Here is a 26343-nt window from a genome sequence, read left to right as displayed (position 1 = left end):
TTTTATTGCCATAATTACCATTGTTAATTTCTATCTTTTTAACTTCAATTCCTATTTATTTCTGCTTAATTTAATGCTTAATTACACCTCTATTTTTTATTTTTATCTACTCTAATTATGTCAGCTATTCCACCACATTTAACTTGCATATTTGGGGCGTGGCTCAAAGCCCAACGCCTACTCCCACAAGAGTTAAATTATTTATTGATAAGCAATTTAAATGCTGATTAGCTTAGGAAGGATTTTTCAGTGGTTTTTTGCCCAATACTGTAAATAACAGTAGATGTTGAAGTAGGGTGTTGTCAACTAAGCTACGCTCAGAATGAGCAGCACTTTTGGGCATACCGTTAACCGCGATCGCCCCAGCCAGCGGTTGAGCAAACTGAAGCGCCAGAATCGATCGCAAGTGAGCGCCCCGCAGTGGCTCTACACCCAATTTGGGAGTGACGTGACCGACTGACACTTCACCGTAACGGAGGTAAATGCCATCGGGTTTTTGCTCGTCAATGATTCGTTCTGCTGCTTCCCAACCTTCCTGCAAATCGATTTCAATTTCATGTCTGCCCAAGTCAGCATCAGCAGGATCACCTTGCATAAAACTAGAAAGAGCCGATCGACTTTTCAACTCATCAATCACACCCCGCAAATACCAATAACCGCGCAATTTGGCCCGCAACCACCGCCAAGTTCCCCGCATCCCCAAGCTTTCGAGCAAATCCAGAGATTTCCTGGCTCCCACAGCCAGCCAATCCACAGCAGCCGGCCAGAAAAACGTGACCGCCACCACAATTTTATCTACCAGTGAGTCAGCAGTTTCGTAGGCTGCTACGGGCAGTATCGGTCTGAGTTCCGGGTGTCGATGACCGATCAAAACATCCGATCGCCCTTCCTGACGAAATCTGCCAAAAGAGCGATCGAGATTATTAGTTTCGTGTTCGTAATGATAGCCCACAGCCTCCCCCGCTACAGCAAAAGGTACACCAGCTTTCAGCAAACGCACCCCAAACTCGTAATCTTCCCCGCCGCAGTTCCCAAAAGCCGAATCAAAGCCATCGAGACGAGCAAACAGTTCTGCATCCAAAGAAAGGTTGCCGCTGAGCAAATCTTGATAAGTAAATCGATGACCAGGTTGGCTCATCTGATAAAACTTCTCTTCCCACCACGAGCGCACTTCCACGTCAAAAAACCTAGTTCCTCCCTGCAACTTAGGCGGATAGGGGCCGATGACAGCCACTCCCGGACGCAAAGAGTGAACCCGCGCGTGGCTTTCCACCAAAGGCGGCAGCGCTTCGATATCGTCGTCGAGAAACAGCAGCAATTTGCCGGTAGCCGAAGCCGCTCCCGTATTGCGGGCGATGGCAGCACTCCGGCAATTTACCTCGATCGCCTGCACTTTAAACGGAGCTTTGTAGTCTTGTAGCATTGCCAAAGTATCGTCAATGCAGCTATCTGCGACTACAATAACTTCCATTAGGTCGATCGGATAAGTCTGCAAGTGCAAAGCATCCAAAGCCCGTCGCAGCGAAGAACTTCGGTTGTGGCTAGGAATAATTATGCTAACTGTTAGATTTTCCATATTTACATGACAACAATTAACTTCATCTGCATTTCATCTGCTATACAAATATTAGACAAGTCTAGACATTTGCTTCTTACTTCATCGGGAGCATGGGAGCGGCTATCCCTCGGTAAGCTTTCACGGTTTAGCCAACCGTGATAAATTTATCGCTGCATTCAAATCCCTGTCCATCGACTGACCACAATTTTCACAGTTGTAAATCCTTTCTTTCAACGGCATATCTTGGATATGTCCGCAATTTGAACAGGTTTTGCTTGACGGAAACCAGCGGTCGGCAACGATCGCTTTGACGCCAAATTTTTGAGCTTTGTATTCTAGTTGACGTTGGAATTCATGGAAACCGCAGTCAGCTATTACCATACCGCAAATTTGTGGTTTTTTAGCATTCCACCCACCTTCAAATCTTCTACTACTATCGTTGCGTGGTTTTTGCATAAGTAAGTAGTGATTTGATGCAGAGTGTTTTTTCTGAGGTTTGCTATTTTTGCATGGTGTTTTGCTAACCTAATTTTAGCTTGATGTCTATTGCTGGAGCCTTTTACTTTTCTCGTAAGACTTTTTGACAGTTTCTTGAGTTTTGCGAGATGCGCTTTGTAGTGCTTTGGATTCGGGAATACTACACCCGTTGAAAGTGTAGCCCACTCTTTGACACCCACATCAACTCCTACAATTTCATGAGTTTTGACTATAGGTTCATGATTTTCTTCGTAAGCGAACGCCATAAACCAACTATCGGCAGTGCGCGAAATGGTGATTGACTTGCAAGTTGTGTGAGGTAGTCCTTCGTGGGTTTTTACCCAGCCGATTGTCGGCAGCTTTATAGACCTACCGCCCACAGGGATTGGTTTACCGCCAGCATCAATAGTGAAAGAGTCGTGATACCCCTTCTTCTTTAACCTAGGATATCCACCTTTTTTTGAGAAAAATCTAGAAAACACATCTCCAAGATTGTCAAAGGTGTATTGAGTTATTTTCTGGCAGATTACCGTCTATTTTATCCAGGTAAGTTCAGGTTTTACGTGATTGTTGAAGAATTTCTTGAGCAAGTATTTGTTGGGCTTTAATCCATCTTTCTAAAGGTGACTCCAAGTCGCCAGTACCCAATTATAAGTAAACCTCGCTATGCCAGCGTGTTTGCTCATCATTGTTGATTGACTTTTGTTTAGCTTTAACTTTGTTTTGATGGATCAAAGCATTGCTCGACCTCAACACTGGATTTCTTTGTTTAACTCTGCCACGCCTTCTACGGGTTTGTCAATAGCATTTTTTAGCTGCTCTTTGATTTCCTGGGAGTAATTTCGCCCACCGTATAATCTACCAGAAAAACAGTGGATTATCGCCATCAAATCTTCTACTAATTCATGCTGGGGAGACAATGACTCTTGATTGGCGACTACAATTTCACATCCCACTGATACAGCAAGTTCTTGGATGAATTCAAAGGCAAATCTGCACATCCTATCTTTGTGTGCAATTACGATTATTGATATTTCGCCCCTGAGCATTGACAGCATGATTGCTAGAAACTTTTTTCTTTTAAAGTTTAGCCCGCCACCAATTTCTGATATCCAGTCGTCGATACTCAGCCCTCGACCTAGGCAGAAGGCTTCCATTGCAAGTACCTGATTTTTCAGCTCTGCCTTTTGCCCGCTGGATGAAACTCGACAGTAGACGATTGTCTTTCGCTTGGCTTCTATGGGTTTGAGCCCATTGGCTATCAAGAAATCGTCTTCTGTGTAGAACCGATGACCCGACAGGGTGCGCTTGGCTGGTAGCTTCCCCGAAACATCCCAGCGCTGGAGTGTCTTTACTGACAATCCAAGCTTTTTCGCGAATTCATGTGGTTTGAACAAAATGGTACACCGTAGATTTGTCTATTAGTGTACTACTTTGTCTATTTATTCGCTACCTAGGTACTAGCTCCCTTCATCTGCCGTTAAAAAGAATCTAAAAATCCCTATTCATTGCTGATACTTTTAATCCCGACAATCTCCGAAACCTGAGAGAATCCGAATATAGCACACTCATCAGACAGGTCCCAGAGCATGGTGGTATCCCACAAAGCTTTAAGGAAAATCCCTAAAGCGCTACTCAAACTGGGTGTTTTCTAACCACAGTTGGGGCAGTGAAAAATTTTAGAGCCACCTAACTTTTATGGCTCTCACCGTATTTTGCACAAATTTTGGAGGTGTATTCTTCACTGGTTTTGACCAACCTCGAACCGCAAGGATTACAGAGATGCTCTCAAGCCAAAGCTTGAGAGAAGTGAGAGAAAGTCCAAGTCATCATTACTGATGGTTTTATGCAGGCTACTTCAGTCTACACCAATTGTCATGAGTATTACCTACAAGTCTAGGAAAATATCATCCTAGCAATTGCTCCCCTTAATTTCTTGCAAGCACTTGCGAGACACAAAATAAGCCATCGGGCCACTGACACAGCCCCGCAGTTGAGCCAAAAGCAAATCACTAGGGATAGAATCCGGTTGCTGTCGCAAAGAAGCAATTAGTTCAGGAATTTGTTTGTACAACAGCCATGACAAGGCTAACACAGGCACACTGAATTCTCTGTTGATTACAAACAGTCGCGTCCAGAAAGCATAGACTGCGATGCCGTAGCCTTGGAGCGTTTTTCGCAATTCTTCCCAAGTGCGCCGATGGCGGTGCCAGCTCAATGCTCTCGGCTCGTAGACGATGCGGTAGCCCGCGCGCAAAATGCGGGCAAAAAGTTCACTGTCTTCGCCACCCACCGTGGGTGTCCCCGCCCCCAAAGCTTCGTCAAACAGGCCAATGTAGTCGATCGAACTTTTCCGCAAAGCCATACTCGCCGAAACTCCCACAAGATGCACAATCAGAGGATTGGACTGCGCCCCGTCAAAAACTCGGCGCTCAAATCCGCGCCCGTGGGGGCTGTAGCGCTCGAACCATTCTTGCGCTTCGGTTTCCAGTTCCAAGGGCATCACCAGCCCTGTGACGCACATAACTCGCGGATCGCTAAAATTTCCCAAGAGCGATCGCAGCCAGTTCGGATCGGGGGCCGCATCATCATCTGTAAAGGCTACGAATTCATGTTTAGCTTCGCGTAAAGCTCTGTTACGGGCAGCGCTGGAGCCTGGTACGTCTTCGCGCACATAGCGGACTTGTGGGTAATTTTTGACCAGTTCCTTGGTAGCGTCCGTGGCGGGACAATTGTCAATTACTAAGTATTCCTGACCCTCGTCGGGGAGCCGCATAAACGCTTCTAGACATCGCCGCAAATCTTCCGGGCGATCGCGCGTGCAAACCGCTACTGTGGCGATCGGCATTGCCTGCACAGGCCCGCGTTCGTCCCATTCTAGAGTGTCGTAGAGCCAATTTTTCCACAAGTTGTCCCCCGCAGCCTTCATCAGTGTTTCCCGTAATTCGTCACCGCCAAGGCGGCCTCCGACTACGGGCAAAAGAGCTTGGCCGATCGGTTTTCCGTGCAGTCGAATTAAAACCAAGGCTTTGCTGTAACGCTCTTCAACCGTAATTTCTGGCGGCAGTTGGGAGATTTCCAGATCGAGAATAGCTGTTGCCATTTTAGATTTTTGATTTTATATTTTAGATTGGGAAAAAATCCTAGATATTCCGTATATTACCGGATGTGTTTTAGCAGAAATTGTTTTAGGAAATAGCAACTTCTCAATGCCCTACTTGCCGATCGCCGCTCGCGAATCAAACATAAAGCCTCATTGTTTTTATTGCTTTTATTTATTTTTACTTTCAATTACCCGGTGATGTCAAGTTTTTTCCCAACACAACTTTTACCACCGGCAACGATCCCTCGTCGAGGGTTGTGTCAATTGCAGGTGTTATTGGCAGCAGAGCGCCACCAAGCCTCGCCATTAATACCGAATCTAAAAACCAGATTTTTTGATAAAACCGGGTTTGTGCGATCGCCCCTCATTTCAGCTTGAATTGCGATCGGATACTATTCAAGGGCAATATACCAAACACTTAAACACTCTCCACGTTCAAACTTTCGCGGTTTAACCGCCTACGGATTAGCTGAAAAGAACTCCAAAACTCCACCCTAAATAAGACCCAGCAATGATAAAAAAACAGGAGATTACAGGCTGGTTGGAGACTGATCGAGCTGAGATTACTTCTGGCAAGCTAGTGGTATTTTTATAAAATGAATATCATCTATAGCAATCCTCGCATCATTTGTGAATTTCTTACTCCCTCCCTGCGGGTTCGGGGAGGGCTGGGGTGGGGTAAAAAATTTACGACTCCTGCAAGGATTGCTATATTGTCCGGGGATTGATATAGCTATGTTTGGGGTAAAACAAAAGAACGCATCGTTTTGTCCCCTAGTCAATGAGCGGAGTAAAAAAACCTATTATCGGGCAGCCAGTCGATTTTCGATTTTCGATTTACTTCACAGATGAATCTGGAGCTTGAACAAGAGTCTAAAACTTTGGGCTGCTGGCGATTCCTGTCGGAAACTTGTATCCGTTTTTGGGCGGGGTCAAAAAGCCATTTAAACTCTCTCCTCGATAGCCAGAAGGTTTGCTTAGAAGAATGTATCAAACTTTTACAAAGAAACCGAGCAAACTCATAAAGTCTCTCTCTGGCCTGACAAAAGCAGTTAGCTAGCACGATGCTCGTTCTCCGTTTTTCAGATTGGACTCTACACGGCCCTCAAAACCCTAAAAATGAAGAATTGTAAAGTTTTATCAAGAGATTGGGACATCTGAATTAAAATCTTCTCATAAAAAAGACTAGCTTTTAGCAGGCGCAAATTGTGGAAAAAAGTTTAAAACTCAGAATATGAGATTGAGTTCGGTACTCTTACATGGTGCAATAAAATGTAACTTTTGATGCCAGAACCAGTAGCCTGAACTTTGTCGAAGGCCGAATGCCCATCAGGCAAATGCCTTCGGAAAATCGCCTTCTTGGCGCTGCATCAAATCTTAAGTGCAATTACTTTCCTTGCACGAGAGCCGGAGCCTTCGAGCAAACATTTAGCTCCAGGGCTTACCCACCAAAACTTGGATAAACCGGGTTTTTTTACCGGGAGCGAGGGCGGCAACAAAGTGTTTTCGTTCATCAAACCCGGTTTCAGCGTCCGAGACTCAACATCGATCGAATGAATGCAGTCGCAACCGATGTTTAAAAGTGGCGATACTGCAAGTTGCGTGCAAAGCAGGGAGCTAACCGCAGTGATGGATCTCGATTGTTTACCTTACGGCGCAGGCCACGCCCAAGAAGGGGTCTGTCTCCTAGTCCGAATGGGGCCGCACCGCATTTTACTCGACTGCGGTGTAGACGATATTGCACCGCTATCAGCGACCTTAAATCGATCGCTGCCAGCCGATTTTGTGGTGTGTACCCACGCCCACTCCGATCATGCCAGAGGTTTGCTAGCACTCCATCAATCTTTCCCCCACTTGCCAATTTACGCCAGCGAAGTGACAGCGCGACTGCTACCGCTCAACTGGCCAGAACTGGCTCAACAGCCAGAGTCCCGGTTCTGTCAGGGACTGCCCTGGCAGTCGCCGCTCGAAGTGCGCCCCGGACTGAGCGTACAGTTGTTCCCGTCGGGCCATTTGCCCGGAGCGGCGACTGTGCTGCTGACTTATGCCGCCCCGCACCGCACCTACACAGTGGTTTACACCGGCGACTTTTTCCTGTCCAATTCTCGTTTGGTGGAAGGTTTGCCCCTGGGAGAACTCAGGGGCATGAAGCCGGATGTGTTAATTTTGGAAGGCAGTTACGGCACGGCGCGCCACCCTCACCGCCGACAACTAGAAAATCAGTTAGCCGATCGCATCCACCGCGCCATCGCCGACGGTTACTCGGTACTGCTGCCCGCGCCGGCCCTTGGTTTGGGCCAAGAAATGCTGATGCTGCTCCGCAGTCACCACTACTTTACTGGCCGCGACTTGGATATTTGGGTGGACGGCACTGTCGCCGACGGGTGCGACGCTTATCTGGAACTGTTACCCCAATTTCCCACCGCCGTCCAAAATTTTGCTCTGCACCAACCTTTATTTTGGGACGAAAGGGTAAAACCCCGCGTCCGCCGGCTGTCTGCCGAACAGCGCCCCGGATTAGGAGCCACGCCCTGTATTGTAATTACAGACAAGTTAGCTGATTTGGCTTTGTATGTTGCCGATGGCACAAATCCTTGGATTTTGCTCGCCCCTCAAAAACCCGGATATCCCGTCACCGACTGGCTGGGCAACAGGCCCCAATTTGGAGTCACAAGTGTCGAAACTTATCTGCTAGCCGAACACTGCGACGGGCCGGGGACTACCCAACTCATCCACAATTTGCGTCCCCAGCACGTAATTTTACTCCACGGTTCCCCTGCATATTTGGCTGACTTGGCTAACTTGGACGAGCTGCGAAACCGCTACCAGTTGCACACTCCGGCGGCCGGAACACTTGTCGAATTGCCGATCGGGGAAATGTTTTTGCAGCCCGCTATCCCAGAAACTAACTATGAGGGAGAACTCAGCGAATTGGGGACAGAGGTAGCAATTAGCTTGCCGAGTCCGATTACAGCCGATCCTCGGTGGGCCAATTTTGCCGATACCGGTTTGGTAGAAGCGCGCTGGCAAGGCGAAGAACTGGTACTGCGGGGCATCTCCCAGCGGGAACTCCTTTTTCAAGGCAGCGCCGTTCAGGCCAACCTCGAATGCTGCGGCAATTGCCAGCACTACCGCAGCCAGCGCTGTTGGAACCAGTCCAGTGCTTTGTTTGGCTTTAAAGTTACCCCCGACGGTTTCTGTCCGGTGTTTAAAGCGATACCGGAGTCCGAACTTTTCCTAGAAGATGGGGAAACAGACGGGGAATAAGCTGTCGGGCACCTCGAAACCAGCCTGCAGGCACAAAAAACAAAAAAACATTCCTAGACGCACCCAGACAAAAAACCCCGTTTCAGGAGGGGTAAGCTGTCGCGTATTGAATTTTTAACTACCAGCCGGGAAGTCCCTCGGTATATTTAAAGGGGATTAATCTGAGCGCTGCGCGAAGTACCCCGTTGGGAATTACGCCCGCGTGATGAAAGGCTCGTCGGGTGTAGGTACCCAAAGCGACAATTATTTCTGTATATCCCTTGATAATCTGGAAATACTCTGATACTATATTGGCAAGTGGGGGTGGAACTACCTCACTATAAAAAGCATGAGAAAAAAAAGGAAAAAGAAGCCTGCAGTCTAACTGTACTCAGTTGACCGTCAGGTTTGTTCACGGCAAGATTAGCTTCACCAGCACAGAACCGATCGACCCCAGAAGACTCATAAAGTCGCCGCGGCTGGAAGTGCGGGGTTCCGTAGGCTTTTGGCGTGCCACAATGGCTTCGCCTAACTGCTTTGACAACTCCTGACCTTGGGGATTTCCTTGCTCTGCAAAGAGTTTGTTTGCTATTGCAGCGTCTTGAGTCGCGCCGCCGAAGTCTCCCAAGTCAGCGCGAGACATACTGCGCGCAAAATAAACGGCTGCTAAATCCGATTTCAGATTCAGGGCTTGATTGTAATAATCAATGGCGTTTCTGTAGTTTCCTGCTTGAGCTTCCAGCACTCCCAACCGGTAGAAGTCTTCAGCGGTGCCGATATTGGTTGGCATTCCTCTAACTCCGAGCAGTTGCGCGTTAGTTAAATTCGCGTTGAGCAAATTGGCGTCGCTGAGATAGGCACTTCTCAAGTCAGCACCGCTGAGGTTGGCACCGGTGAGGTTCGCCCCGGTCAGGTTGACGCCAAACAGGCTGGTGCCGCTGAGGTTGGCACCGCTGAGGTCAGCCCCGGTGAGGTTGGCTCGGCTGAGGTTAGCCAACCTCAAGTCAGCACCTTTGAGATTGGCTCCGGTTAGGTTGGCTAAAACCAAGCCAGCACTGCTGAGGTCGCAGTTGGGGCACTGTCGGGTGGCTAGTAATTGTTGCGTGTGTTGGATGTTCTCGGCGGCGGCAGGAGCGATCGGGGCGATCGCGCTCAGCAGCGTTGCAGCAGCGAGGATTCTGAGTTTCATTTTAACCGTCCCAAATCCAAAATATTAAATCTAAAATAGCTTTTATCGAAGCAATTGAAAATCACCATAACACAAGTTCACCCAACAAATCTTTTGACTTGCCCTATGTAGGAGTTCTGTGCGCCATCAGCTCCCTACATTGAAGTTCTCGGCCTTACCTGAGTGTCAATCGATTTTAGATTTTAGATTTTAGATTTTAGAATTGAATCATTGACTTGCGCGAGATAAATACGTTCGGCAAGTTTCATGGGATACAGGTTTTTTATTTCTGGACGGATGAATCACGTGGCGGGTATCATGGATGCTTGATTGTCAAATAAAGATTTCGTTGCCCATAAATTAGGGTAATGAAAAGCTCATTACCCTTTAGCCGCTGTTCTCGGCAACCATAAAAATTAACAAATAAATTAGTCGTGAATCGTGCCGTCGGGCATCGTTGTACCCTTAAGATATACTCCGCTCAGGTTGACTTTTGTGAGGTTTGCTCCCAACAGGTTGGCTCCGCTTAAGTCTGACGCACTTAAAATCGCTTCAGTCAAGTCTGCCCTAATTAGACTCGCTCCCATTAAGTCGGCTCCGCTAAGGTCTACTTTACTCAAGTTTGCCCCAATTAAATCGCATTCTGTGAGTACCGCCCTACGCAAGTTTACTCCGTAAAAATTTACTCCGTGCAAGTCTGCACGGCTGAGTGTTGCCCGAGATATGTTGGCTCCAATTAAAGTTGCTTGGATCAGGGAAGCTCCGCTCAAGTCTGCTTTGCTGAGATTTGCTCCCATCAACTCAGCTCGATGCAGGTTAGCTTCAACTAACAGTGCTTCTGTGAGGTCGGCTCCACCTAAGTCTGCTCTGCTCAAATCAATCTTGCACAAATTGGCTTTGCCAAAGTTGACTCTATTGAGTTTGGCTTTGCTGAGATTGGCTCCAATCAGGTCGGCTTCATACAGATTGGCTCCAATCAATTCTGCTTCGTAGAGGTAGACCTCGTGCAGGTAGACCCCGCTAAAATTTCTTTCTCCTATGGCATATAGCTTGAGCAGTTCGTCAACGTTCATTGTGGCTTCTCTACACCTTTTAAATGAAGAATACTGTCAGCAAGCTGGTTGCACCGGATGTTCTGCAGTTTTAGATTCTGAAATATTCACACCCAGCCTGAAACTTCCCTCAATCTGCAAGGTTTGAGTATAAATTAGATGGTTTGGTGAGGGTGAAGGACAAAGCTGCATTCTCTTTTTCCTTTGATTGACAATTAATATTTAAAAATTTTAACAACAAGTTCGATCGCACTTCCTAACTAAATCCCAAAGATTCTACGTGGAAACTCCGATCGAACCCATAACTTTTTATGGGTAGTTGAGCTTACTGAGTAGCAATGTGACCAGGATCACAAAAAAATGCTAGTAGGATCACATAGGAACTCCGCTTTCGATCACAGCAGGCGGGCAAAAATAGCCGATACTTATACTGTAATGCTGAGAAATTGACAATACCACCCTCGTCGTGTTTTACTCAATTGGCGATAAAGCCAGTAGTTTCACGGATACTTGCCCGCTTGCTGTGAAAGTCGGTTGCAACGTCACTCGGCGCTAGCCGCTCCGGGTAATGAGAGTGTTGATGTATCAATATTTCTCGCACAGCGAAAGCCAGAAATGCACTTCGGGGACGAGGGGAATGTCTGTATAAAAATGCGATCGCTGGTGTACAGACATTCGCCTGTTTGCTAGCACCTAATGACTAAAAATCGCCCATACGTTCGCAAAAATTACCAAGAGATACCAGGAAAACCATGATAGATGTTTAACAAGAAGAGAATAAATGGTATTCCTTAAGAGTCACCTATTGCCGCTAATCTTAGAGTCGATCGGTTAACGGCTATCAGTATTAGCAATGACGCTTGTCCATCAAATACAAAACTGACCCAGAAACCGGGTTTTTTACCAAAAAAAATCGTTGCAACCTTGCTCCAGGTTAAAATAACCCGGTTTCTGAGGGTCTGAGTGCCTCCAGGAAGGAAAAAGTTTAATGAGAACGATCGCTTTTGTATTGCTTCAGGGCAAACAAAAGGTCAGCATTTAGGATGGGAGCAGCTTTTGCTCCATTGTCAAACAAAGGTATTGTAGAACGCGAATCGTGAGGGAATTAATATGGCTGGAGTATGTAAACTTAGCATCACAGAGACAAGTGAAGAACTAAAAAACCTGTTAACTGAACAAAAAACGGCAAGTGGCTTTCAAAAAATTCAAGCACTTTACCTGTTCAAAATTTGTCATGTTAAGACAGTTAAAGAATTGGCAATGACGATCGGGGTAAATCGAATTACAGTGCAGCGGTGGCTGAGAAAGTACCGATCTGACGGACTCGAAGGACTCCTCGAAACAAAGCACAGCGGCGGCCGCAAGCCGGCCATCCCTCCTCTGGCCCGCGCTAGTTTGGCAATGCGCCTCAGCGACCCCCAGGAAGGCTTTAAAAGCTATGGAGAGATTCAAGAGTGGTTGCAGCAGGAATACAGCATTGAAGCTTCCTATAAAGCGGTTTACGCAACAGTCAGATACCACCTAAAAGCCAAGCTGACCAAAGTCTAGACAGTTCATACCACGTCGGATTAAGCACCGATTATCTAATTGTTTGCCGTCAGCTTGTGAAGATTTTGAGGAGTTGCGTCGTCACGACAAACCTGACTAATTGTTTTTTTACAAAACTCGCTCTCATAAACTGCGGAGCATATAAATTGTATGTTGTGGCAATGGGGTGAAGGGGAGAAGATTTGATGCTTTTCCCCTGTTTGTGAAAAATGCTTAAAAAATTGGTTAGACAGCATAACTTGCAAGTTTTGTCTAATTTGCAGCTTTGGTGATAGAAATGTGAAAATAGGCAGCGGCTAAGGCAAAAACCGATCCAAAGCCGCTTTCAACTCTTCGATTTCCGTATCAATATTACCTTCTTTAGCGGCTCTGGCAATGCACTCAGTTAAGTGTTCGTCAAGAATGATTCTCGCTACGCGATCGAGCGCGCCTCGAACTGCAGCAACTTGCACGAGAACTTCGGGACAGGGACGGTTTTCTTGCACCATTGTTTTAATGCCGCGGACGTGTCCCTCAATCCGAGACAAGCGATTTACCAGCCGCCGCCTCGATTCTTCATCGTGATGGTGAGGGTGGGCTGATTCAGCATCGTGATGGTGGTGGGAATTTGAGGGCAAGGATTTGTCAGTAGAAGTATCAGATAGAATCATCGGGGTTATACCATTTTAGATTTTAGATTTTAGATTTTAGATTGGGAATGAGTGATTTGGTAATGGTTGGGCCCAGGGGCCTAGAGTTGCATTCTTTTTTTGAAACTGGTATTACGAGGGAAATTTAAAAGTTAGAATTCAGAATATGTTGAGTTGGTGCGGGCTAGTGACTCATGTATTGTAACTGTAAAAATATATTTAGGACCTTCATAGTGGCAGATTATTGAGTCCGCACGATCGCACACCCTTACCAGACTAACCCAGACTAACCAAGATTGACGCTATGCGACTATTTAAGTTTTTTCGCCCCGCACCTCGAACCGGTGCTCGTTGGTTCGCCCTAATTTTAGGAATGACGATCGCCCTGAGTGCTTCAGTCATCAATGCTGCACCCGCTGTCGCCGCTGACGGCCAAAATCCGCCCAACTTACAGTTACAGAGTTCCCCAGCCACCGCCGCGAATCCGCAACTGTTAGCGCTGCGGAGCCCGGAACTCCCGGCGGATACCGGCAGTTTTGTAACGGCGGCAGTCGATCGAGTCGGGCCGGCCGTTGTCCGCATTGATACCGAGCGCACCGTCAGTCGCAACCTCGACCCCTTAATGGAAGACCCCTTCTTCCGCAGATTTTTGGGAGAAGATTTACGCAGCCTGACCCCCAGACAAGAACGGTTGCGCGGTCAAGGTTCCGGCTTCATCATTGACAAAAGCGGGATTGTTTTAACCAACGCTCACGTAGTTGACAAAGCCGATCGAGTGACAGTCACCTTAAACGACGGCAGAACATTTCCAGGAGAAGTGCAAGGTACTGACGAAGTAACAGATTTGGCTGTTGTCAAAATTAATACCAAGCAATTAAACCTGCCGACGGCCACCTTGGGAGATTCCGACGCGGTAAAAGTGGGAGATTGGGCGATCGCCGTGGGGAACCCCCTGGGATTTGACAATACCGTCACCTTGGGCATTATCAGCACCCTCAAACGATCCAGTGCAGCCGTCGGCATTCCCGACAAGCGGCTCGATTTCATTCAAACCGACGCCGCCATCAATCCCGGCAATTCCGGCGGCCCGCTGTTAAACAGCAGAGGAGAAGTGATTGGCATCAACACGGCGATTCGAGCTGATGCAATGGGTATTGGGTTTGCGATTCCGATCGACAAAGCCAAGGCCATCTACGCGCAGTTAGCCAAGGGAGAACAAGTCAGCCATCCGTTTTTAGGGATTCAGATGATTGCTTTGACTCCTGAAATGGCCAGAGAGAATAATTCTGACCCCAATGCTCCTTTAATTGTGCCGGAAGTGAAAGGGGTGTTAGTGATGCGAGTTGTGCCAAATACGCCTGCTGAGGAAGCAGGGATTCGCAAGGGGGATGTCATCGTTCAAATTGACGGCGAGGGAGTGACTGAACCCGAACAGTTGCAAAATTTGGTGGAAAACAGCCAAATCGGTCAAATTCTAAAACTGAAGGTGCGCCGCGGTGCCCAGATTAAAGAAGTTCCCGTTCAAACTGCTCAACTGAGAGATTTTTAACTAGAAGGGGAAGGGGGGAAATCGTTAAAACCCCCTCCTCGACTCGATCGCGTGCTGGGCATAAAATTTATTCACAAATGAAATAGGATTGCTATCATAAATGATTTAAATTAACTCAAATATGACCTAATATTGCGTCTACTTTTAACTCAAATCCTGATGCAAAAGGCGATCGCCCTTCAGTCTAGATATCGCACGAGAACCGCTTCAGCTCAAATCCGCGCTTCATCGGAATTACCCAGTTGAGTCAAGTGGCAATCATATGTATCTTCGATATATCAGCGCAATTTTGAGTTTATCGACTCACAGTTAACTTTCCAGTGTCAACAATAAAAACTCTTGAGTGACTTAAATACGGATGGCTTTCTAAGGATCGCGAATTAAATAACTTACAATTTTAATTGTTATTGTGGGATGGGCGTCCCGCCCGTCCAAAAAGGACGGGCGGGACGCCCATCCCACAGACTTGTGGAAGTTATTTAATTCTCATTCCTAACTATTTAATTTACCCACTAAAAGACCCAATCATTGCGATAACGCTGGCAACTATGCAGAGTTATAGTATCATTGGTAACAGTTGTGTAATTCATCAGGAAGTAAAATAAGTGCGTTAAAATAAACATTACAGGGTAGCGCGGGTGTTGCGCTCATCACATCTCTCTTAGTATATATTCTAGGCTAAGCCAGCCCCTACAAAAGCTTACAAAATATTATTGTTTTTTGGCGATCGCCTACTTATATTAGCCATAATTAATAGACATAAAATAAAAAATTAGGGAGAATTTAGTATGACCTCTATAGAGCTTGAAAAAAAAGCCATGACTGAAGAAGAGGAGGCAAAGTTATGGGAAGTGTTCAAAGTATTGGACGCGGACGGGAGCGGTGCTATTTCATCAGAAGAACTGGGTCAAGTGATGCGATCGCTAGGCCAGAGTCCTAACGAAACCGAGCTGCGCGACACGATCGAGGAAGTGGACTTAGACAACTCTGGCAGTATCGATTTTGAGGAATTCAAAAGGCTGATGGTGTCCCAGCAAGGCGATCGCCAGAGTCGTCTCAAAATGGCATTTAGTGTATTGGATGAGGATGGTAGCGGTCAAATCACTAAAAACGAGATGCAGGATGTGATGAGCGAGTTTGGGCTGACAGAGCCAGAGCTCGATGAGATCATCGAAGAGGCAGACCGTGACGGCAATGCCTTAATTGACTTTGAGGAATTCTGCACACTGGTACCCGGTGAGTCAGAGATCGCAACAGGAGATCGAGACTTGCCGATTCCGGTTGTCAGTACACAAACCACCGAGATTTCAGATAGTACAGCCGCTGCGCTCGAAAGTATAGCAACTGCTGTCAACGAGGCAGCTTCTGCCACTATTGAACCTAATCTAGAAGATATACAAGAACCACCCACCGATGGCAATCGAGAAATAGCGCGGCTAAAAGAACTACTAGCCCAACACCCGCAAGCCCAGAAGAAGCGCGGTACGTCTCGCTTGGAGATGCAGATTGGTTTGTTTCGTCTGATCCAGGGAGCAGCCTACCGCAGCTTCCGCGAGAGTTTCTGTGCCAACCACGAGACTCACCTGTGCGTGAGAGACTTGCCATACAAAATTGCTGATTTTGTGCGATTTGTCAGGAGTGCGATCGGGCTTTATAAAGGATTGGGTGTAGTAGAGCCGGCGTGCCACCCTCTACTGGATGCAGTAGTTAAATCGGTGGAAGATGAATATGCCCGACTAGAGGATCGGATCAAGAACTGGAAAACCATAGAAAAAACTCCAGAAATGTTGGCCGAAGAACAAGCTATGTTGCAGGCGCGGGATAAGTCTGCCACCGCCAAGGAGAAGTTTGGGGCGGCAGTCGAGTTGGCAATGACCATCAAAAAGGATAGTCTCAACTTGCGTGACATTGCCGAGGGTGTGCTTGCCATCAACGAACTCAACCGACTGCGAAACCTGGAGCTGAGTGAGAGCATGGCAGCGCCACCAGCCAAATCCGAGGGAGATCCCAAAGAGTACCTGAAGAAGTGGAACCGCGTCATCCTCTCGGAGGCATCAGAGGAAATAGATGGTGCGATGATGCCACTAGCATATTGGTATGAAGACTTTATGCCGAAGTTGCTGGCTGCCTTCAGCGTCATTACCGAAGCAGACATTCCCTTCAACACGGTGCCTGATGAAGCAGCTTTAAACCAGTGGTACGAAGCGACTAAAACGTCAGGGGAATTTGGGCGCTATGGGGCGGATGTTGCAGAAGGCTTTCCCAAATGCGCTCCAAAACAGAAGCTGATGCTTCAACAGGCATGGCGCTTGACGCACCACTACCTCAATGGGATACAGAAACGGCGCGAACGCTTAGAGTCTGGGCGCGAGTCTGGCGAACTCTCGCAATATGTGGCGTTCATCGATGTGTATATCGATCGCACTGAAGTAAAGAATTCACAAATGCGGGTCAGCTTCCCTTACTATATTGGCCCTGCGGTGTGGCGTTTCTTGCACACTACGGCTGAGATAGTCTCTACCAAGACTCCCGAACAGCAAAAAACTCTGGTGGCCATCTTCAAACACTTCTTCAACCTGTTTGCCAGTATGTATCCCTGCCCCTACTGCCGCCACCACCTCAACGCCTACGTCGTGCAGAATAAGGAGGTGGAAATTTACCCTGTGGAGTACCTCGTGCTTGGGCGCGACCCGCGTCTGAATAGCTTTGAGGTATCAATGGAGGCAAAGCTGTCCACCGTAGTAGATGGCCCTTCTCTGCGCTTATTCTTCTGGAAGTTGCACAACACTGTCTCCTCATCAATTGCGCGATCGGAAGAGTGGTATCAAAAGGATGAGGAAGCATTCTACACTACCCGTTATTGGCCCAGCATTGACTCTGAGCTAGCACAAGCCAAAGCCCTCAAACAAATCAGCATTGCCACCGATCGGATCTACCGCCTCTACACTATACTCAAGCCCGCAGCACGGCTGACAGGGGTGAGAGCAATATTGCATAAGCTGTTGGATAAGAAGGATGAGGAAGGAATCAAGGAGGTATGCTTAGTTGCTCAAGATTACATCCAGGAGTTGGACGAGGCGATCGTCACCGGACAATTCCTACAAGAGACATACTACTTTGACCCAGGCCTTGTGGATGAACCTCCTGTATTCACTCCTGAAGAAGAGGAGTTTGCTCGCAGCGGTGTGTTCGTTGAGGCTATTTGAATATGAGTCAGTAAAAAGTTAAGTTTTTAAGCTTAACTCACATCTTGCACCATTCTCTATTACTTGTTTAGGAACAGGCTTTTCGGCCTGTTCCACAAGAAGACTCATTCTTTGTGGAACGGGCCGGAGAGCCCGCAAGATGCCTGTTCCACGAGAAAACTCATTCTTTGTGGAACGGGCCGGAGAGCCGTTCTGGACAATGGTGCAAGATATCAGTTAACTTTTTACGCCTTCAAATATATAGATAGCCATACTCCAGGAGTTCGGTACGGGAAAAACCGCGATCGTGTTATGGCAAACGCTTTCGTCGGTTATGGCATAAACTGAGAATAGTCTCTTTTGTTGCGGAGCGATCGTCTTCTGCAAGCTTCGCTAACGCACGACTTATGCTTCTTGCCTATCCCAAAATTCCCGATAGTAAAAATTGCCCTCACGAACAATGTGTAGCTTTTGAGAAGTACGATGGCACTAATTTGCATTGGGTTTGGGAAGTTGAACTTGGTTGGTATGCTTTTGGTACGCGCCGCAGTAGATTTGATTTGGATGAGATGGGAATTGCAGCATTTAATGCTGCACATCCAGGTTTAGAAGAAGCACCGGAAATATTTAAAAGAGACTTTGCTAGTCCCTTAGAGTCTATATTTCGAGAGAACGAACAGTATCACTGCCCTGAAATTACTGTGTTTAGGAACGCGAATTAAATAACTTACAATTTTAATTGTTATTGTGGGATGGGCGTCCCGCCCGTCCAAAAAGGACGGGCGGGACGCCCATCCCACTTTCAAGAGTGGAAGTTATTTAATTCTCATTCCTTACAGAGTTTTTTGGTGCTAACTCGTTTGCGGGAAAGCACAAAAAGGACGATCGCAAACAATTGGTGCTTTTTGATGTGGAAACTGAGGGCGGTATGGTTGTTCCCGATCGGTTTATTCAGGATTTTGGTAAATTAAATATTGCGCGAGTGATCGATGGCGGCAAACTGACGGGCAAGTTTATGGATGATGTTCGCAAGGAGAAATACGGTGTGGATGAAGGTGTTGTGTGCAAGGGAGGCCGCAATGCTAATAATCTGTGGATGGTGAAGATTAAGACTGATGCGTATATGCAGAGATTACGGGAAGCTTTTAAGGATGATTGGGAAAATTACTGGGAGTAATATCAAACTGATAGGTCAACTGTCACAAGCCAAAGTGGGAGATATCGGCAACCCCCTGGGATTTGACAATACCGTTGCGTAACTCATCAGGAATTAAAGTATATTGGTCATAATCAATAGACAGACAATAAAAAAATCGGGGAGGATTTAGTTATGACATCTGTGGATCTTCAAAAAAAAGCCATGACTGAAGAAGATGTGGCAAAGTTATGGGAAGCTTTTAAAGTATTTGACGCGGACGGGAGCGGTGCTATCTCATCAGAAGAACTGGGTCAAGTGATGCGATCGCTCGGCCAGAGTCCTAACGAAACCGAGTTGCGCGACATGATCAAGGAAGTGGACGTAGACTTGTCGGGCAGTATCGATTTTGATGAATTCAAAATGCTGATGGTGTCCCAGCAGGGCGATCGCCAGAGTCGTCTCAAAATGGCATTTAGTGTATTTGATGAAAACGGTAGCGGTCAAATCACCAGAGACGAGCTGCACGGCGTGATGAGCCAGTTTGGGCTGACAGAGCAAGAGCTCGATGAGATCATCAAAGAGGTAGACCATGACGGCGATGCCTCAATTGACTTTAAGGAATTCTGCAAACTGGTACCCGATGAGTCAGAGCTCACAACCGGATATCAAGACTCGCCGGTTCCGGTTGTCAGCACACAGACAACCGAGATTTCAGATAGTACAGCCGCTGCGATCGCAACTACAGCAACTGCTATCAATGAGGCAGCTTCTGCGACTATTGAACCTAATCTACAAGAAGCACCTACCGACAGCAATCCAGAAATAGCGCGGCTAAAAGAACTACTCGCCCAACACCCACAAGCTGATAAGAAGCGCGGTACCTCCCGCTTGCAGATGCAGATTGGTTTGTTTCGTCTGATCCAGGGAGCAGCCTACCGCAGTTTCCGCGAGAGTTTTTCCGCAAACCACGAGACTCACCTGCGCGTGAGAAACTTGCCCTACAGAATCGTTGATTTTGTGCAATTTGTCAGATGTGCGATCGGGCTTTATAAAGGATTGGGTGTAGTAGAGTCGGCGTGCAACCCTCTACTAGATGCAGTAGTTAAATCGCTCGAAGATGAATATGCCAGACTGCAAGATCGCATCAAAAACTGGAAGACTATAGAAAAAACTCCAGAAATGTTGGCCGAACAAAAAGCCATGTTGGAGGCGCGAGGTAAATCTGCAACTGCCAAGGAAAAGTTTGCCGCGGGAGTCGAGTTTGCCATCACCATCAAGAAGAAAAGTCTCAACTTGCGTGACATCGCCGAGGGTGTGCTTGCCATCAACGAACTCAACCGACTGCGAAAAATGGAACTGAGTGAGGAAATGGCACCGCCACCAGCCAAATCTGAAGGAGATCCAAAAGAGTACCTGAAGAAGTGGAACCGCGTCATCCTCTCGGATGCCTCAGAGGAAATCGATGGTGCGATGATGCCAGTAGCATATTGGTATGAGGACTTTATGCCGAAGCTGCTAGCAGCCTTCAGCGTCAGCACAGCAGCAGACATCCCCTTGAACACGATGCCTGACGAAGCGGCTTTAAACCAGTGGTACGAAGCAACTAAAACGTCAGGGGAATTTGGGCGTTATGGGGCGGATGTTGTAGAAAACTTTCCCAAATGCGCTCCAAAACAGAAGTTGATGCTTCAACAGGCATGGCGCTTGACGCACAACTACCTGAATGGGGTACAGAAACGGCGCGAACGCTTGGAGTTTGGGCGCGAGTCTGGCGAACTCTCGCAATATGTATCGTTCATCGACGTGTATATCGATCGCAGTGAAATAAAGAATTCACAAATGCGCGTCAGCTTCCCGTATTATATTGGCCCTGCGGTGTGGCGTTTCTTCCACACTACGGCTGAAATCGTCTCTACCAAGACCCCCCAACAGCAAAAAACTCTGGTGGCAATCTTCAAGGACTTCTTCAAGCTGTTTGCCACTATGTATCCCTGCCCCTACTGCCGCCACCACCTCAACGCCTACGTCGTGCAGAATAAAGAGGTGGAAATGTACCCTGTAGAGTACCTTGTACTTGGGCGCGACCCGCGTCTGAATAACTTTGAGGTATCAATGGAGGCCAAGTTATCGACCGTGGTGGATGGCGCTTCCCTGCGCTTATTCTTCTGGAAGCTGCACAATACTGTCTCTTCGTCAATTGCGCGATCGGAGGAGTGGTATCACAAGGATGAGAAAGCATTCTACACCACTCGTTATTGGCCCAGCATTGACTCTGAGCTAGCACGAGCCAAGGCCCTCAAACACATTAGCATTGCCACCGATCGGATGTACCGCCTCTACGGTATGCTCAAGCCCGCGGCACGACTGACAGGGGTGAGAGCAACTTTGCAAAAGCTGTTGGATAAGAGGGATGAGGAAGGCATCAAGGAGGCTTGCTTAGTTGCCCAAGATTATATCAAGGAGTTGGAGGAGGCGATCGTCACCGGACAATTCCTACAAGACACATATTACTTTGACCCTGACCTTGTGGATCAAGCTCCTGTCTTTAGTCCTGAAGAAGAGGAGTTTGCTCGCAGCGGTGTTTTCGTAGAAGTGGCTTAGATATAAGTCTGTAAAAAGTTAAGTTTTTAAGCTTAACTTTTTACAGATTATAAAAAATTAGACAAATTAGGTGATTAACACTCTGAGTAGATTTATAGCAGAAGGAACAAGGAAGAAGTCGATGTAAAAATACAATTCCAGGCAATTGTGTGAGCGCTCTAGAACGTCCTTACCGTCTTGGATGTTGCTAGGGAGGTGGCAATGCTAATAATCGGTGGATGGTGAAGATTAAAACTTATGCGTATATGCAGAGATTGCGGCAAGCTTTAAAGCGTGTGAGGGCATCCAGAAAAGTTTGGCTAAAACCTTGGGTAGGGGCGATCGCGTTTTCGTAGAAAATGAGGATGGGGTATTTTTCCCACTCTAGGAGTTGCGAGGAGTTGCGAGTAGATTTGGAGTTCCGCGAGGGTGCGGGGCGATGCCCTCTGTGGATTTGGCACACTGGTGTTTGTTGACGAGTTGCAGGTAGATGTCGGCGGCGGGGCGATCGAGTTTATCGAATTTGCTGCGATGATGCAGAGGATTTGGAGGGTTTAGTCGAATCTTTGGGGGAGTGGTAAGATGGAAAAATGAATTCAAGGTTGTTTTATGTCAAATCCTGAATTGGCTAAACAGCGGCAGTTATCCCGCGATCAGAATTTTCAAATGAAAGCTGTGATGACTTATGATGAGATAGCTGGCTTATGCCAGCAGCTTGGATACAGGGACAAGTTGCGTTTGGCGCAACTGCTGATACAGCTAGCCAGAAAAGAAGAGGAAACTCAAAACGCCCAACACCCAATTGAAGAGAACCGGAAAGACTTCTCGACACCTCTAAATAGTTCGGAAGTAGTTGAATATGTTTTTGAAAGGCTCATAAAATTAAAGCCCACCAAAATAAGCTCACTTAAGAATTCAATCGCCGCCATGTTTCAATTTCAAGGCGGAATTTCTGAGTCAGAACAAGAAAAAATAATATCTCAACTCCAAAAGTTAAAATATATACACATTGATGCCAACAATCGAGTCACATTTTTATAGTTTAAACCGCAAATATGAGGACAAATATACTCATGGTCGCCACAATGTTCACCGAATAAAAACTCAAAATTCCCGTTTTCTATCCCGCTTACACTGAGACCAAAGGCCGCAATGTAGGATTTTTTTAACCCTCTAAAAATCCTGCGTCACTCGATGCTATATTTGTCACCCCCCAGCTTTTGCATTCCCCTACTCTTCAATTTCTAAATATCGAGCCAAAATCTGTTTAATTTCTGGTATTTGGTGCAACTCCAATTGCCCAAGACAGCGCACAAGTCTGCGTTTATCAAAGGTCATCGGATCGACGCACACGATAAAACTCTCGGTACTCAGACCATTGAGAGTCGAAGGAATTACTGGCAAAACAATGGGCCGTAAATGCTCGTTTGGAACAGCAGAAGTGATGGGCAGAACTGTGACTTTACTGCGTTGATTAAAAGCAGTTCCTGAAATAATTACCGCCGGTCGAGTCTTGCGGATTTCTGTACCGACTGAGGGATCGAAATTCACGAGCCAGATGCTTCCCAGTCGGTAATCGCTGCTTGCTGCCATGCTTCATCCTCATCGGTTAATTGATCGCTCAGTTCATCCAGCAATAAACAGGCTTCTACCATTGCCTGCTGTTCTTGTTGTTTGCGCCATGCTTGCAATAAAAGCTCAACTAGCCGACTGCGATTTTCTACACGCTCGTCAATGTAACGCACTAGCTCATCTGGCAAAGAGATAGATACTTTCATATTATTTATGCCACTTTTAATACTACCAATGGTAGCACAATTCTATTTACTCACCTTACGGAACAAAAAGACGACCAACGCCCATCCAGGTTTCGATATCCAGCAAGATTTCCAGAATACGATCGACACAACGATTTCGATAGACTCGATCGGCTAAAAATCGATCGGCATCTCCAATCGTAATGACAGGTAGGGAATCCACTGTATTTTATTCTCGGATCACCTGTTCCAGGGAGTCTTCACCCCTCATGCTGCGGTTTGCAGTAAGCAAAATCATCTGATTTGCCGCTCTCAAGTCGCCAAACAACTCGATCGTTACTGTCGATCGACAAATTCATCTGCTTGAAAGTCACCAAACGAATTGGGAGTAGATTTAACCAACCTTGACTCGCAATATTGCCCAATAAAATCTCTGCATGACCTCCGAGATTGTGATCTATAAGAAAATTCATGCTTCTACTTCGTGTCTGGCTTTCTGCTCTTGAAGTTTGGCCCAAAGAGCCTCTCGACCTGGTTTGGGTGGCATCGCTGCAACGCGGGCTGAATGTTCGCGATTGCGTTCTTCCCAATACTCCCTAATTTCCTTAGCTTGCCTTAAAACAACTTGATATTCTGCTTCGACTGCTGCACGATTTGCCTCAATGTAAGATAAAGTAACGTCCATCTGAGCCTCTGTTAAATCAAACAAGGAACGGATAAACTTCGGGGGATATTGAGCCGTCAAGTAGTCCATGACATCATAGAGAGTGATGCGCGTACCTGAAATTGTCAGTCCGCGCTCTGTACGAATAATTGTTGGTTGGTTGTTAAATACTGAAACCATATCCAGAGTCTCTGAAACTGCTTAGGAATAACCCGATCGTACCTTACAAATTGGTAATGTCGTGTTTGTAGAAACCTTTGAGCAAATCTATCAGACTCGCCCCTACACAAAATTAGCCGGATCTTGATCTCGCCGATGCTTCAGCAGAATCGGAGAACCTTGGCCATCACCCACCAAAGCCGCCGTTTCCTCCAACGCTTCCCTCAATCGCTTGGCGGCGTAAATCGACATATCGCGGGGCACATTTACCCGATCGCGCAAATACCGCAAAGCCGCATCAGAACCAGCCGGTGGCGTACAAACTTCGCCAGTCATCATCAAAGTTAAAGCACAACGCAAAGCCTCATCAAATAAATTGTCATCAGCAGGATTGACTCGAACGATGTTGCGCCAGTGCTTGATGACGCGGTGAAGTGCTTCAGCGCGGGAGGTTTCCGGTTCTGGATACATCACATCCGGGAGTCCAGCCCAAGGCCCATTATCCACGCGGGCTTTATTGAGTAGCATCTGAGGTTCGCCGTTTTCATAACACCCGCCCATCTGAGGCGGTAAATCGTGGACGTGGGTGTGAAAATCGCTCTGAGTGCCGCGATAGGTAGGGCGGCTTTCCATCGCCGCAAACCAGTCAGCAAAGCGCGGGTTTTCTTCCCGCATCGAGTAGCCTTTGTAGTAGTAAAGACTGGCATTCATCCGTTCCACGTAGGGCGTAAATATCACATCCGCAGTGCCAAATTCATCGAGGAAATAAGGCCCCGGAGTGCTAGCCAGAGCTTTTTCTACTTGGGCGACGACGCTGATAAATTGGTCGCGGTTGTGTTGTTCTACTTTGGCTGAACTTGCTGGGTAGCACAGCCAAGAGCACCAGGCTCTAAACAGCAGTCGCTCTAATCGCCGCAGGGGTATTACTGCGGGGTTTTCCATGCCCAAACCCAAGGGGCCATAGACTCGTTCCAGCGCGATTAAGATGTCATCGCTTTCGGTGATGATGCGGCCGTCTAGTTCGATCGCCGGTAGCATTCCCGATGGCACTTTGCGCTTGTACCAGCTTTCCTTTTCCCCATAGCAGAACATTGTAACTTTGTCAATACGGTAGGGGATTTGTTTTTCTTCCAGCCACAGCCAGATTTTTTGGCAGTAGGGACACCAAGCATGGTTATCGCGGTACAGGATGACTCGCACATCGGATTCGGTTTTACCGAAGAGGCGCAAGCGGGCTTGGGCGTTGGTGGGGCCGTTTGTGCGATCGACTTCAAAGTCTGTGAGGGCTTCTAATTCTGTCCAGCTTAGGGGGGTCATGGGATTTTAGATTTTAGATTTTAGATTTTAGATTGGAGAATTGAAGACAGCGACTGCTTCGTGGCAATAATAGAACTTACGCACCAACTCTATCTGTAGGGTGCGCTGTGCGCGCACCTTACCCCTACCGATAGCGCATTCAACTATTTTTTGGTCTTAGTGCTGAATAAGATAGTTGGTTCTCAGGTGAACAAGACTTTGAGGACTCAAGTCCTCACTACAAACTTAACTACAATTAAGGCGAGAGTTGGGGAGGGGGTGGGGCGTCTTGAATTTTAGCCAGTGCTGCTTTCATTTCAGGAGTGGCTAGCAACTTTTGCGTATCTGCGATTAAACGATCGCCCCAGAGGTTTTCTTTGAGATATTCTACGGTAGCATAGCGTTGATCTAGTTTCAGAGCTGCTTCTCCCATCGCTAAGCCTTTTTCTTTGTCACCTTTGGTGTAGAATGCTACTGCTAGAGCTAGCATTGCTTCGGCTGCTTTGTCGTCGATCGCGATCGCTTCTTGCCAGCGTTTGATGGCGCTATCAACATCTCCCATTTCGTATTTGACTAATCCGATATTGTTGACAGCAGGCCACAGGTTTTTTTCTAAAGCAAAGGCTTTTTCGTATTGGGCGATCGCCTGATCGAACCGCTTTAGCTTATAAAAAGCATTCCCTAAATCAAATAATGCGCCTGGAGTGTCTGGTTTTAGTTTCAATCCTGCTTGCAAGTATTCGGCTGCTTTCTCATAGTTTGCTTTCCGAAAGTGAGCTTCTCCCAAGACAAATTTAATTGATGGATTTTCTGGCGACAGAGATTGAGCTTGCCCCAAAGCTTCAATGCCTTTGTCAAACTGCTCGACTTGAAGGTACAAGCTACCTAACAAAGTCCAAGTTTGAGCATTTTTGGGGGCTAACTGTGTGGCGAGTTCGGCTCTGGGTACCGCTAGTTGGTACTGCTGGAGTCTGGCTAGCTGGACGGCTTCTTCTGCAAGGCTCAAGGCCGTTTGTTCGAGTTGGGCCGAGTCGATTTGCAGGGTGTAAGGCAGGAGTGCCTGTGCAACAGCAGGCTCGGGCATTGCCCCCAAACCGAGTGCGAGTAGCAGAGATATTAAAGGAATGCGATTAGGCACTGTACAGCCCCAGAAAAAAATATAAGGGTTTCTCGATCGCCTATAATAACTCATATTTTTAAGTTTTGATATTGCTTCTTGACTCGGAACACTTCT

The 26343-nt window shown here is 47.1% G+C and carries 24 protein-coding genes; 8 read left to right on the top strand and 16 right to left on the bottom strand.

Annotated elements, in window-relative coordinates; genetic code table 11:
• Positions 1-232: 232 nt before the first annotated feature.
• The 6 genes from QT992_RS07340 to QT992_RS07315 all read right to left on the bottom strand — a co-directional run bounded on the left by QT992_RS07340 (position 233) and on the right by QT992_RS07315 (position 5138).
• A complete protein-coding gene (locus tag QT992_RS07340; RefSeq protein WP_333339605.1) occupies positions 233-1576 on the bottom strand; it encodes a glycosyltransferase family 2 protein in 1344 nt (447 codons plus the stop codon).
• Positions 1577-1696: 120 nt separating this feature from the next.
• Entirely contained in the window at positions 1697-1939 is a 243-nt protein-coding gene (locus QT992_RS07335; protein ID WP_333320826.1) for a zinc ribbon domain-containing protein, read from the bottom strand.
• Positions 1933-2517 carry a transposase gene (locus QT992_RS07330; protein ID WP_333339602.1) on the bottom strand — a complete coding sequence of 195 codons (585 nt, stop codon included), beginning with the start codon at positions 2515-2517 and terminating at the stop codon, positions 1933-1935. The genes QT992_RS07335 and QT992_RS07330 overlap by 7 nt, the downstream gene beginning before the upstream one ends.
• A 135-nt stretch (positions 2518-2652) precedes the next feature.
• Complete coding sequence (locus QT992_RS07325) at positions 2653-2721, bottom strand: helix-turn-helix domain-containing protein (protein ID WP_333320857.1); 69 nt, start codon at positions 2719-2721, stop codon at positions 2653-2655.
• Positions 2722-2784: 63 nt separating this feature from the next.
• Positions 2785-3435 (bottom strand): IS607 family transposase, encoded by a 651-nt coding sequence (locus QT992_RS07320; protein WP_333320855.1) that lies wholly within the window; start codon positions 3433-3435, stop codon positions 2785-2787.
• A gap of 512 nt (positions 3436-3947) precedes the next feature.
• Positions 3948-5138 (bottom strand): glycosyltransferase, encoded by a 1191-nt coding sequence (locus QT992_RS07315; protein WP_333339599.1) that lies wholly within the window; start codon positions 5136-5138, stop codon positions 3948-3950.
• 1629 nt (positions 5139-6767) lie between these two features.
• Between QT992_RS07315 and QT992_RS07310 the strand changes: the two genes are divergently transcribed.
• A complete protein-coding gene (locus tag QT992_RS07310; RefSeq protein ID WP_333322593.1) occupies positions 6768-8405 on the top strand; it encodes an MBL fold metallo-hydrolase in 1638 nt (545 codons plus the stop codon).
• A 391-nt stretch (positions 8406-8796) separates the two neighbouring features.
• Here QT992_RS07310 and QT992_RS07305 read toward each other — a convergent pair whose 3' ends face one another.
• The gene (locus tag QT992_RS07305; RefSeq protein WP_333321354.1) at positions 8797-9573 is read right to left on the bottom strand and encodes a pentapeptide repeat-containing protein; all 777 of its coding nucleotides are present in this window, start codon (positions 9571-9573) and stop codon (positions 8797-8799) included.
• Between the two features lie 407 nt (positions 9574-9980).
• Positions 9981-10625 carry a pentapeptide repeat-containing protein gene (locus tag QT992_RS07300; protein WP_333321355.1) on the bottom strand — a complete coding sequence of 215 codons (645 nt, stop codon included), beginning with the start codon at positions 10623-10625 and terminating at the stop codon, positions 9981-9983.
• A 1089-nt stretch (positions 10626-11714) separates the two neighbouring features.
• Here QT992_RS07300 and QT992_RS07295 point away from each other — a divergent pair.
• A complete protein-coding gene (locus QT992_RS07295; protein WP_333068711.1) occupies positions 11715-12152 on the top strand; it encodes a helix-turn-helix domain-containing protein in 438 nt (145 codons plus the stop codon).
• 296 nt (positions 12153-12448) lie between these two features.
• Here QT992_RS07295 and QT992_RS07290 read toward each other — a convergent pair whose 3' ends face one another.
• Complete coding sequence (locus tag QT992_RS07290) at positions 12449-12802, bottom strand: metal-sensitive transcriptional regulator (protein ID WP_333145411.1); 354 nt, start codon at positions 12800-12802, stop codon at positions 12449-12451.
• Positions 12803-13085: 283 nt separating this feature from the next.
• On the opposite strand from QT992_RS07290, the gene QT992_RS07285 reads away from it, so the two are divergent.
• The 6 genes from QT992_RS07285 (at position 13086) to QT992_RS07260 (ending at position 22274) form a co-directional block, all read left to right on the top strand.
• Positions 13086-14330 (top strand): HhoA/HhoB/HtrA family serine endopeptidase, encoded by a 1245-nt coding sequence (locus QT992_RS07285; RefSeq protein WP_333342340.1) that lies wholly within the window; start codon positions 13086-13088, stop codon positions 14328-14330.
• A 788-nt stretch (positions 14331-15118) separates the two neighbouring features.
• Entirely contained in the window at positions 15119-17536 is a 2418-nt protein-coding gene (locus tag QT992_RS07280; protein WP_333343025.1) for an EF-hand domain-containing protein, read from the top strand.
• A 386-nt stretch (positions 17537-17922) separates the two neighbouring features.
• Positions 17923-18237, top strand: coding sequence for a hypothetical protein (locus tag QT992_RS07275; RefSeq protein WP_333343026.1), 315 nt, complete (start codon positions 17923-17925; stop codon positions 18235-18237).
• A 173-nt stretch (positions 18238-18410) separates the two neighbouring features.
• The gene (locus QT992_RS07270) at positions 18411-18692 is read left to right on the top strand and encodes a hypothetical protein (RefSeq protein WP_333340679.1); all 282 of its coding nucleotides are present in this window, start codon (positions 18411-18413) and stop codon (positions 18690-18692) included.
• A 153-nt stretch (positions 18693-18845) separates the two neighbouring features.
• A complete protein-coding gene (locus QT992_RS07265) occupies positions 18846-21254 on the top strand; it encodes an EF-hand domain-containing protein (protein ID WP_333340681.1) in 2409 nt (802 codons plus the stop codon).
• Positions 21255-21842: 588 nt separating this feature from the next.
• Positions 21843-22274: a hypothetical protein gene (locus QT992_RS07260; RefSeq protein ID WP_333320457.1), complete on the top strand. Its 432-nt coding sequence runs from the start codon at positions 21843-21845 to the stop codon at positions 22272-22274.
• Between the two features lie 189 nt (positions 22275-22463).
• On the opposite strand, the gene QT992_RS07255 is transcribed toward QT992_RS07260, so the two are convergent.
• From QT992_RS07255 to QT992_RS07225, 7 genes are all read right to left on the bottom strand, one after another.
• Positions 22464-22826, bottom strand: a complete 363-nt coding sequence (locus tag QT992_RS07255) for a type II toxin-antitoxin system PemK/MazF family toxin (protein ID WP_333340684.1) — start codon at positions 22824-22826, stop codon at positions 22464-22466.
• Complete coding sequence (locus tag QT992_RS07250; RefSeq protein ID WP_190744512.1) at positions 22781-23011, bottom strand: ribbon-helix-helix domain-containing protein; 231 nt, start codon at positions 23009-23011, stop codon at positions 22781-22783. The genes QT992_RS07255 and QT992_RS07250 overlap by 46 nt, the downstream gene beginning before the upstream one ends.
• 55 nt (positions 23012-23066) lie before the next feature.
• The gene (locus QT992_RS07245; protein WP_333340687.1) at positions 23067-23213 is read right to left on the bottom strand and encodes a hypothetical protein; all 147 of its coding nucleotides are present in this window, start codon (positions 23211-23213) and stop codon (positions 23067-23069) included.
• Between the two features lie 37 nt (positions 23214-23250).
• Positions 23251-23463: a hypothetical protein gene (locus tag QT992_RS07240; RefSeq protein WP_333340690.1), complete on the bottom strand. Its 213-nt coding sequence runs from the start codon at positions 23461-23463 to the stop codon at positions 23251-23253.
• Positions 23460-23834, bottom strand: a complete 375-nt coding sequence (locus QT992_RS07235; protein WP_333340693.1) for a DUF433 domain-containing protein — start codon at positions 23832-23834, stop codon at positions 23460-23462. The genes QT992_RS07240 and QT992_RS07235 overlap by 4 nt, the downstream gene beginning before the upstream one ends.
• A 102-nt stretch (positions 23835-23936) precedes the next feature.
• Complete coding sequence (locus tag QT992_RS07230; RefSeq protein ID WP_333340696.1) at positions 23937-25130, bottom strand: glutathione S-transferase family protein; 1194 nt, start codon at positions 25128-25130, stop codon at positions 23937-23939.
• A gap of 235 nt (positions 25131-25365) precedes the next feature.
• Positions 25366-26247, bottom strand: a complete 882-nt coding sequence (locus tag QT992_RS07225; protein ID WP_445305376.1) for a tetratricopeptide repeat protein — start codon at positions 26245-26247, stop codon at positions 25366-25368.
• Positions 26248-26343 lie beyond the last annotated feature (96 nt).

This window comes from Microcoleus sp. T3_D1, assembly GCF_036700405.1.
In the GTDB taxonomy this organism is placed as follows: Bacteria; Cyanobacteriota; Cyanobacteriia; order Cyanobacteriales; family Microcoleaceae; genus Microcoleus.
This window is presented reverse-complemented; position numbering and strand designations above follow the sequence as displayed.

Coding starts and splice junctions, on each gene's coding strand:
- QT992_RS07275 (WP_333343026.1), top strand. CDS start 17,923: ATGCTTCTTGCCTATCCCAAAATTCCCGATAGTAAAAATTGCCCTCAC.
- QT992_RS07260 (WP_333320457.1), top strand. CDS start 21,843: ATGTCAAATCCTGAATTGGCTAAACAGCGGCAGTTATCCCGCGATCAG.
- QT992_RS07255 (WP_333340684.1), bottom strand. CDS start 22,826: ATGGCAGCAAGCAGCGATTACCGACTGGGAAGCATCTGGCTCGTGAAT.
- QT992_RS07290 (WP_333145411.1), bottom strand. CDS start 12,802: ATGATTCTATCTGATACTTCTACTGACAAATCCTTGCCCTCAAATTCC.
- QT992_RS07230 (WP_333340696.1), bottom strand. CDS start 25,130: ATGACCCCCCTAAGCTGGACAGAATTAGAAGCCCTCACAGACTTTGAA.
- QT992_RS07250 (WP_190744512.1), bottom strand. CDS start 23,011: ATGAAAGTATCTATCTCTTTGCCAGATGAGCTAGTGCGTTACATTGAC.
- QT992_RS07240 (WP_333340690.1), bottom strand. CDS start 23,463: ATGAATTTTCTTATAGATCACAATCTCGGAGGTCATGCAGAGATTTTA.
- QT992_RS07300 (WP_333321355.1), bottom strand. CDS start 10,625: ATGAACGTTGACGAACTGCTCAAGCTATATGCCATAGGAGAAAGAAAT.
- QT992_RS07310 (WP_333322593.1), top strand. CDS start 6,768: ATGGATCTCGATTGTTTACCTTACGGCGCAGGCCACGCCCAAGAAGGG.
- QT992_RS07235 (WP_333340693.1), bottom strand. CDS start 23,834: ATGGTTTCAGTATTTAACAACCAACCAACAATTATTCGTACAGAGCGC.
- QT992_RS07285 (WP_333342340.1), top strand. CDS start 13,086: ATGCGACTATTTAAGTTTTTTCGCCCCGCACCTCGAACCGGTGCTCGT.
- QT992_RS07265 (WP_333340681.1), top strand. CDS start 18,846: ATGACATCTGTGGATCTTCAAAAAAAAGCCATGACTGAAGAAGATGTG.
- QT992_RS07340 (WP_333339605.1), bottom strand. CDS start 1,576: ATGGAAAATCTAACAGTTAGCATAATTATTCCTAGCCACAACCGAAGT.
- QT992_RS07335 (WP_333320826.1), bottom strand. CDS start 1,939: ATGGTAATAGCTGACTGCGGTTTCCATGAATTCCAACGTCAACTAGAA.
- QT992_RS07305 (WP_333321354.1), bottom strand. CDS start 9,573: ATGAAACTCAGAATCCTCGCTGCTGCAACGCTGCTGAGCGCGATCGCC.
- QT992_RS07295 (WP_333068711.1), top strand. CDS start 11,715: ATGGCTGGAGTATGTAAACTTAGCATCACAGAGACAAGTGAAGAACTA.
- QT992_RS07315 (WP_333339599.1), bottom strand. CDS start 5,138: ATGGCAACAGCTATTCTCGATCTGGAAATCTCCCAACTGCCGCCAGAA.
- QT992_RS07280 (WP_333343025.1), top strand. CDS start 15,119: ATGACCTCTATAGAGCTTGAAAAAAAAGCCATGACTGAAGAAGAGGAG.